Here is an 8,857-nt window from a genome sequence, read left to right on the forward strand (position 1 = left end):
AAGCCGCAACTGGAATTTCCAGTTGCGGCTTCTTTCTTGCTGTCCGGATCTATTGCTAGGAGATATTCACCAGGATGGTCTTGGGCAAACGATCATGCAGTCCACGCTGGTCCTTGTCGGTGACGAAGGCCGGAATAGCCAGGCAAAGCAGCAAGGAACGAATCAGGCCTTGCAACGGCTTGATTGCGGTTCCATCCAGCGACTGCACCTGCATGCCAAAGGTACGGTGCCCGATCGTGTGCCCGGTGAACCCGACACCGATGATCTGCCCGGCGCAGAACAGGCTCAATGTTGCCAGATCGTGGCTGTCAAACAGCCACCAGCTCAGCAGCATCGAGAGCCCCCAGTCCAAGAGCAGTGCACCGACCCGTCGCGGGAATCTGGCAATGGAGCCGGGGCCCTTTTCGGGGCGCCCCATATCCTGCCCGGGCCATTGTTGCGTATTATGCTGCGGCGGCCCTTCAAGCCACGAGCTGAAGTCTTTTCTTTCCACCAATACAGTCTATCCAGCGATTCTGTGCGCCAGTTAGAACGCGATAACCAGGTAGCAAGTATCCAAGTCAGATTGTTACAGCAGGCAATCAGCGCAGATCAGCGCGATACGACACGCCCGGATTCTCCGCTTGTAACAGGTTGGAAACAATAGAGACACCATTCAGAAATGGATTATAGGTAAGCTTGATACGTAAGCAAGAGGACCAGCCGGATCATTCCGGCTACCGGTTCCGTTTACCAAACCTTATATCTCACCAGGGAGTCACCTGCACATGTTTACCAGTCCAGAAGAAGTCTTGGCATATATTGCCGAAGAGGACATCAAGTTCGTCGATATCCGTTTCACCGACCTACCAGGTGTACAGCAGCACTTCAACGTGCCTGCCAAGTCCGTGGATGCCGACTTCTTCGTCAACGGCCAGCTCTTCGATGGTTCTTCCATCCGCGGCTTCGCCGGCATCTCTGATTCCGACATGCAGCTGATCCCGGACGTCACCACCGGCTTCATCGATCCCTTCCGCCTGGAAAAGACCCTGGCCTTCAACTTCTCGATCATCAACCCACGCACCGGTGAGCCTTACCACCGCGACCCACGTGGCGTTGCCGAACGCGCCGAGGCTTACCTGGAATCGACCGGTATCGCTGACACCGCGTTCTTCGCCCCAGAAGCAGAATTCTTCATCTTCGAAGACGTTCGCTACGAATCCAAGCCACAGGGCGCGTTCTACTCGATCGATTCCGACGAGGCACCTTGGAACACCGGCCGCAAGGAAGAAGGCGGCAACCAGGGTTACAAGACCCCGTACAAGGGCGGCTACTTCCCAGTTGCACCGACTGACAAGCAGGCTGACCTGCGCGACGCGATCTGCGTCGAGCTGGACAAGGCTGGCCTTGAGGTTGAGCGCAGCCACCACGAGGTGGGCGCTGCCGGCCAGGCAGAAATCAACTACAAGTTCAACACCATGGTTCACTCCGCTGATGAACTGATGCTCTTCAAGTACATTGTGAAGAACGTCGCTGACGCGTGGGGCAAGTCCGCAACCTTCATGCCAAAGCCAGTCTTCGGCGACAACGGCTCGGGCATGCACGTGCACCAGTCGCTGTGGTCCAACGGCGAACCGCTGTTCTACGACGAAAAGGGCTACGCTGGCCTGTCCGATACCGCTCGCTGGTACATCGGCGGCCTGCTGAAGCACGCAGACGCCGTGCTCGCGTTCACCAACCCAACCGTGAACTCCTACCGCCGCCTGGTCAAGGGCTACGAAGCTCCAGTGAACATGGTTTACTCGCAGGGCAACCGCTCTGCCGGTATCCGTATCCCGATCACCGGTTCGAACCCTAAGGCGAAGCGCATCGAGTTCCGCGCTCCGGATGCTTCCTCGAACCCATACCTGGCGTTCGCAGCCCAGCTGATGGCTGGACTGGACGGCATCAAGAACCGCATTGAACCTGCAGAGCCAATCGACAAGGACCTCTACGAGCTTCCTGCCGAAGAGGCCAAGGAAATCCAGCGCGCACCTGAAAGCCTCGAAGAGGCGCTCAAGGCCCTGGAAGCTGATCACGAGTTCCTGCTCGAAGGCGGCGTCTTCACCGAGGACCTGATCCAGACTTGGGTCGAGTACAAGCGTGAAAACGAAATCAAGCCATTGAGCCTGCGCCCGAACCCATACGAGTTCGAGCTCTACTACGGTTGCTAATCAGCTGACGGGGCATCGCCCCGTGTAGTTTGCAGAGGAGTCCGCACAAAGCGCAAGAACAATGTTCCGGCACTTGTGCGGACTCCTCTGTTTAAGCATCAGTGCGGGCCCGCACATGGGCGGCCATCGCGCTCAGGGCAAGTGCCGCCCCGATAACAAGTACTAGTATTCCTGCTTGTCGCTCTTTGCTTCCCAAAGCTCAAACGCCCTGAGCGCACCGGAATCTTCAACCTTGGTAAAGGGAATTTTCCGCCCGCTCATGGGAAGCTCAAGCTCCTTGTAGATGAAATCGTCATCGAAGCCGATCTTCGCGGCTTCCTCGCGCGTATTCGCGTAGTAGACATGCTTGAAGCGGGACCAATAGATGGCCCCCAGGCACATGGGACATGGCTCGCAGCTGGTGTAGAGCTCGCATTGCGACAGATCGAAGGTTCCCAGTGCTTGGCCCGCTGCGCGGATGGCATTGATTTCGGCGTGCGCCGTTGGATCCTGGCTACCCACCACCGAGTTATAGCCAGCGGAAACGACGTTTCCGTCAAGGACTACCACCGCGCCAAATGGTCCGCTGTCATTGGATTCCAGGGCCAGCAAGGACTGATCAATGGCAGCCTGCAGCATCTTTGGGTCCAGCATTTTCAAAGCTCCCCTGCACTCATTATTCGCGTAGAGATTACAATCCCCACCCTAGTCCCCCGCGTCCTGTTCCGGCGGGAAGTGCAGGAAATTGCCGGTTGCGGACTAAGGTTTCAGCGCACGAAGGTAACGCTGGCGTGTCACCCACTGCGCCAGGAGCAGCACCCTGAAGACTCGACGCCAAGCAGGCACATCTGAAGGTTCCGTGACCGACCTGATCAGCAGGAAAACTTGCTCGTCCGCGCGTTCAAGAATGAAAGCTTCCACATCCTGAACCGGATGCCCCGGCAGCGTCCGGTAGGAAAACCCTACCCAATCACTTTCCGCAACGACGTCAACGACCTCCACAGGTTCATGGATGCGCAACGGTCCGACACCGATGGTGATCAAGGGTTGCTGGCCCACGGCGACCGGCAACTGCGGCTGGAGCCTGAACCCGCTGCGTGTCTTGACTTCCCAACGGAGCAAGGCAGCGCACGCAACGTTCCACAGGGCTGCTCCCCTACCTAGCAGCACGCGGCGTTGCCACGGCCTGGATGAAGCAGCCAGCGGGCTCCAGGTACGTTCCAGCAGCGTTTCAACGGCCACCGCGGTTCCTAGTTCTCAAAGCCGTAGAACAGCAGTTCAAAGATGCCACGCGCGTGCCGGGTTGCACGCAAGTAGTCCTCTTCGAGTTCCACGCCAAAGTGCGGCTCATAGCCGCACCACCGAGCCACGGCTTCCATATCGCGCGCCGAACTCGGCAAGACATCGCTGGAACGTCCGGACGTGATGATTTCAGCACTGCGAATCTGCGTAGCCAGCCGCCAAGCAATCGCCAGCAGTTCGCTATCGTCTTGCGCAATGAGCTCCAATTTCGCCAGCTCTTCCAACGCCCGGAGCGTCGAGGTGGTGCGCAGGGATTCGTGCTTCCAGGCGTATTGCAACTGGTAGAACTGCACCAGCCATTCAATGTCCGAGAGCGAGCCTCGTCCCAGTTTCAGGTGGCGGTTGGGGTCGGCACCTCGTGGGAGCCGTTCGGACTCAACGCGGGCCTTGATCTTGCGGATATCCCGGATCTCCGACTCGTCCAGTCCCTTGCCGTAGCGCACCGGCCTAATCAATTCCATGAAATCTTCAGCCAACTGGTCATCGCCGGCAAACGGGCGTGCACGCTGCAACGCCTGGCGTTCCCAGATTTCCACCCATCGCTGGTAATAGGTGGCGTAGGCGTCGAGAGAACGGACCAGCATTCCCTGGCGGCCCTCGGGGCGCAGATCCGAGTCCACTTTCAATTTCACTTCAGCTGGAATGGCTGGTTTCAACGGTTTGGCGGTCCACGACACCAGGTCGGTAACTACCCGAAGCGCTTGTTCTTGAGCAGCTTGGGCCGTGGCGCCAGGAACCGGGCGCTGCACGAACAGGACGTCCGCATCAGAGCCGTAGCCGATTTCCCGACCGCCTTGGCGGCCCATGGCAATGACCGAAACGACAGCATGTTCCCCGTGCTTGGCCTGGTCAGCAGCCAAGAGGACCTTCAGCACCCCGTCAACCATGGCGGCGTCGATGTTAGAGAGTGCTACGCCAACTTCGTCAACGGTCAGCAGGCCGGCGCCGTCGGCAAGCGCGACACGCAAGAACTCGCGGCGGCGCACCATGCGGATCATGCGGATGGCAGCTTCTGGCTGCTTCGTGCGATGGATGATCGAGGTGTTCTGCTGCAGCAGGTTCTCGAATGTCTGCGGCGTCAAGGACGCGTCGGAGCCCAGCCAAGCGGCCGCCGCCGGCTCATTGGCCAGCAGGTCGGTCAGGAAGCGCGTATTGGAGAGCAAGTGGCTCAGCCGTTCGGCGGCAGCGTTGGTATCGCGCAGCATGCCGAGGAACCAATGGGACTTGCCCAGCGCTTCGCTGAGCCGGCGGAAGCCCAGCAATCCAGCATCCGGGTCCACCCCGCGGGCAAACCAGTCCAGGAGTACCGGCAGCAATTGCCGTTGCAATGACGCACTGCGCGAGACCCCACCGGTCAGGGCTTCAATGTGCCGCATCGCCGCCTTCGGGTCGAGATAGCCCAGGGCGCGCAGGCGGGCTTGCGCCGATTCGGCGGTGAGCTTGACATCATCGGCCGAGAGGTTGGAACTACTGACCAGGAGCGGACGGTAGAAAATACGCTCGTGCAGCGAACGCACCATGCGCTTGGTTTCATTCCAGCGGCGCATCAGCTTCTCCGGGCTGCTGAGCTGCAGGTCTCCGGCACCACGGATCGATCGTGCAAGCACGCGCTGGGCGCTTTCTGCCCGGGGCATCAAGTGGGTACGGCGCAATTGGCTGAGCTGTATCCGGTGCTCCAGCAAGCGCAGGAAACGGTATGAGTCATCGAAATTCGTCGCATCATCACGGCCGATGTAGCCGATATCGCTCATCGCTTGGATGGCCAGGGTGGTGGTTGGCACCTGGATGGCGGGGTCGACTCGACCATGGACGAGTTGGAGCAGCTGGACGGTGAATTCGACGTCGCGCAGCCCACCGGGGCCCAGCTTGATTTGCCACGCAACATCTTGCTTGTCGATGTTGTCGCTGACGCGTCGGCGCATGGCCTGGACGGATTCAACGAAGCCTTCGCGTTCGGAACTGGACCACACCATTGGCGAAACCATCCGCTCATAAGAGCGTCCCAGTTCCTTGTCGCCGGCAATCGCGCGGGCCTTGAGCAGGGCTTGGAATTCCCATGAATGGGCCCACCGGCGGTAGTACGCTTCATGGGATGAGAGCGTACGGGTCAAGGCCCCGTCCTTGCCCTCGGGGCGAAGATTCGCATCCACTTCCCAGAGCATCGGCTCAGGGCCAGGCACCATCAGGGCACGTGCCGTGTTCCCGCAGATCACCGTCGCGATCGCGGCCGCCAGGTCGTCATCGATTCCCAGCGTGGAATCGTGGACGTAAATGACATCGACGTCCGAAATATAGTTCAGTTCACGTGCACCGCACTTGCCCATGCCAATGATGGTGATCTTAACCCGATCAACGTCGCCAGCATCATATTGTTCGGCGGCTTCGGCCCGGGCAATGGCCAATGCCCCCTCCAACGCGGCACCAGCCATGTCGGCCAGTTCGGCGGCGACCAGGGGCAGAATGCGCTGAGGCTGAGTGGAACCCAAGTCCCGGTGGGCCAGCGAGAGCAAGGCCTTGCGGTAGGCGGTGCGCAAGCGCTGACGCGCTTCAGCCCCGGTATGGGAAGAGACCCAGTGCCCGCCGTCTGATTGCTTGGCCTCGATCGATGCCAGCAAGTCCTCGACCAGCTGTTCCGCGGGCACGGGGACGAATTCACCGGACGGGGCGTGGCGGACAATCTCCAGCGCCTCGGGACAACGCATGAGGAACTCCCCGAGCGCAGAAGAGCTGCCCAGAAGCCTGACGAGCCCTTGGCAGCTATCGGGCTCCATGAAGATATCGATGACTTCCGGGTGCCGATCCACCAACCGCAGGGCCAGCAGCAGTGCCTGGTCCGGATCTGGCGCATGCGCCATCTTGCTCACGATCAGGCTGGGATCAATCCGGGACAGTTCCTCGGCCTGAAGGAAATTCTTGGCCCTTTCGATGTCGCTGAAGCCAGCGTTGAGCAATGCTCGCGAGGGTACTTCCGGCATGGTGTCTCGTGTTCTCCCGCATTTCGCCACGCAGCTTCACGCGGCGAAGTCTCTAGAGGATTCCCAAATACTTGTTCAGTTCGTATGGGGTGATGACCTGGCGGTACTCTTCCCATTCGGTGCGCTTGTTCGACAGGAACGAGTTGAATACCTGCTCGCCGAGGATCTCGGCCATCAGTTCCGACTCTTCCATGGCGCGCAATGCGTCGTGCAGGCTGCCAGGCAGCGGAACGTGGCCCGAGGCGCGGCGTTCTGCCGTGGACAGGCTCCAGACATCATCCTCGGTTGGCTCTTCCAGCTCGTAGCCTTCGCGGATGCCCTTCAGCCCAGCGCCCAGCAAGACCGCGTAGGCCAGGTACGGATTGGCTGCCGAGTCGATACCGCGGTATTCCACGCGGGCGGACTGTCCCTTGCCTGGCTTGTACAGCGGCACGCGGACCAGTGCCGAGCGGTTGTTGTGCCCCCACGAACGGTGGCTCGGCGCCTCGCCTCCACCCCACAACCGCTTGTACGAGTTCACGTACTGGTTGGTGATGGCGGTCATTTCCGGCGCATGGTGCAAGATGCCGGCGATGAAGGACCGGGCCACATCGGAGAGCTGGTATTCGCGGCCAGCTTCGAAGAACGCGTTAGCGTCGCCTTCGAACAAGGAGAAGTGGGTATGCATGCCGCTGCCCGGATGGTCGGCAAATGGCTTGGGCATGAAGGTTGCGTGGATGCCTTTCTGCATCGCCATCTCCTTGATGACGGTACGGAAGGTCATGATGTTATCGGCGGTCTGCAAGGCATCTGCGTAGCGCAGATCGATTTCGTTCTGGCCTGGACCTGTTTCGTGGTGGGAGAACTCCACCGAAATGCCCAGCGCTTCCAGCGTGGTCACGGAAGCACGGCGGAAGTCCTGCCCCACGCCATCTGGCACGTGGTCGAAGTAGCCACCGTTGTCGATCGGCTGGGGACGGCCATTGGCATCCAGTTGATCGTTCTCCAGCAAATAGAATTCGATCTCCGGGTGGGTGTAGCAAGTGAAACCCATATTCGATGCTTCGGCCAGCTGGCGCTTGAGCACCTGGCGCGGATCTGCATTGGACGGCTGGCCCTCAGGGGTCAGGATGTCGCAGAACATGCGGGAGGTCGGTTCGACTTCGCCGCGCCACGGCAGGATCTGGAAGGTGGCAGGATCTGGCTGAAGCAACATGTCAGACTCGGAGATCCGGGACAGTCCATCAATGGAGGAACCATCGAATCCCAGACCTTCTTCGAAAGCATCTTCAACTTCAGCAGGAGCCAACGCCACCGACTTGAGCGAACCAACGACGTCAGTAAACCACATTCGCACAAATCGAACGTCGCGTTCTTCAATGGTGCGCAGTACAAATTCCTGCTGACGATCCATTTTCCACCACCTTTGGGATTCTGATATCCGGCGCTGATCACAACCGGTAAGAAAATTGACCTGTGGCAACACTATATCGGTTCAGAACCGTCCCAACGATCAGCATCGCCCTGTCCAAGTGCGATAAAGTCGATTCATGCCACAACCATACCTAGGGAACCCTGAAAAAGGCCCGTCCCGTATCCGACTTCATCATTTGCAGCAGGCCAAGGACAATGGCGAAAAATTCGCGATGTTAACTGCTTATGACGTAATGATGGCAGAGATTTTCGATTCGGCCGGGATCGAGATGCTGCTGGTTGGCGACTCCGCTGCCAATACCGTACTCGGCTACGAGTCCACGCTGCCGATTACCCTCGACGAAATGATCATGTTCACCAAAGCTGTCGCCAACGGGGCCAAACGCGCCATGGTCGTTGCCGACCTCCCGTTTGGCAGCTACGAGCAGTCCCCTGCCCAGGCCGTTGCCACTGCGGTGCGCCTGATGAAGGAGGGCCATGCCCACGCGGTCAAGATGGAGGGCACCGCGCAATACGCCGAGCATGTCCGCGCCATGGTCCTTGCCGGAGTTCCCGTTATCGGGCACATCGGATTCACTCCGCAGTCCGAGCATGCATTGGGCGGGTACCGTGTGCAGGGCCGTGGCGACGCAGTAGAGCAGATGAAGCACGACGCTGTGCAATTGCAGGATGCAGGCGCCTTCTGCATCCTGATGGAAATGGTGCCAAGCCCGGTCGCTGCCAAAATCGATGCCGCGCTGAAGGTGCCGACCATCGGCATCGGCGCTGGCAATTCCACCACCGGACAGGTCCTGGTTTGGCAGGACATGCTGGGTCTTGGCGGGGGCCGCACCCCGCGCTTCGTGAAGAAGTACGCTGATCTGCGTGAGGTTGTCGGCAACGCGGTGCGCGAGTACCACCAGGACGTGGTTTCCGGCACCTTCCCCTCGGCAGAGTACGAGTTCAAGGAATAGAAGCCGGCTCACGCCATATCGCAAAGCGGTGCGCTGCCACGAT

Annotated in this window: 7 protein-coding genes; 2 read left to right on the forward strand and 5 right to left on the reverse strand. The window is 59.7% G+C overall.

What is annotated here, in order from left to right:
* Nucleotides 1-55: 55 nt before the first annotated feature.
* A complete protein-coding gene (locus ACNPN0_RS11345) occupies nucleotides 56-493 on the reverse strand; it encodes an RDD family protein (protein ID WP_400288256.1) in 438 nt (145 codons plus the stop codon).
* Between the two features lie 274 nt (nucleotides 494-767).
* Between ACNPN0_RS11345 and glnA (ACNPN0_RS11350) the strand changes: the two genes are divergently transcribed.
* Entirely contained in the window at nucleotides 768-2,192 is a 1,425-nt protein-coding gene (gene glnA / locus ACNPN0_RS11350; RefSeq protein WP_400288257.1) for a type I glutamate--ammonia ligase, read from the forward strand.
* A 162-nt stretch (nucleotides 2,193-2,354) separates the two neighbouring features.
* Here glnA (ACNPN0_RS11350) and ACNPN0_RS11355 read toward each other — a convergent pair whose 3' ends face one another.
* The 4 genes from ACNPN0_RS11355 to glnA (ACNPN0_RS11370) form a co-directional block, all read right to left on the reverse strand.
* Entirely contained in the window at nucleotides 2,355-2,825 is a 471-nt protein-coding gene (locus tag ACNPN0_RS11355) for a nucleoside deaminase (RefSeq protein WP_448938089.1), read from the reverse strand.
* Nucleotides 2,826-2,930: 105 nt separating this feature from the next.
* Entirely contained in the window at nucleotides 2,931-3,413 is a 483-nt protein-coding gene (locus tag ACNPN0_RS11360; protein ID WP_448938090.1) for a DUF1990 family protein, read from the reverse strand.
* An 8-nt stretch (nucleotides 3,414-3,421) separates the two neighbouring features.
* Nucleotides 3,422-6,448 carry a bifunctional [glutamine synthetase] adenylyltransferase/[glutamine synthetase]-adenylyl-L-tyrosine phosphorylase gene (locus ACNPN0_RS11365; RefSeq protein ID WP_448938908.1) on the reverse strand — a complete coding sequence of 1,009 codons (3,027 nt, stop codon included), beginning with the start codon at nucleotides 6,446-6,448 and terminating at the stop codon, nucleotides 3,422-3,424.
* 52 nt (nucleotides 6,449-6,500) lie between these two features.
* Nucleotides 6,501-7,841 (reverse strand): type I glutamate--ammonia ligase, encoded by a 1,341-nt coding sequence (glnA, locus tag ACNPN0_RS11370; protein WP_105656784.1) that lies wholly within the window; start codon nucleotides 7,839-7,841, stop codon nucleotides 6,501-6,503.
* A 136-nt stretch (nucleotides 7,842-7,977) separates the two neighbouring features.
* Here glnA (ACNPN0_RS11370) and panB point away from each other — a divergent pair, with 136 nt between their 5' ends.
* On the forward strand, nucleotides 7,978-8,814 hold the full coding sequence (gene panB / locus ACNPN0_RS11375) for a 3-methyl-2-oxobutanoate hydroxymethyltransferase (RefSeq protein ID WP_133834276.1): 837 nt from the start codon (nucleotides 7,978-7,980) through the stop codon (nucleotides 8,812-8,814).
* The last annotated feature ends 43 nt before the right edge of the window (nucleotides 8,815-8,857 follow it).

The sequence above is a fragment of the Glutamicibacter sp. AGC84 genome, assembly GCF_053543575.1.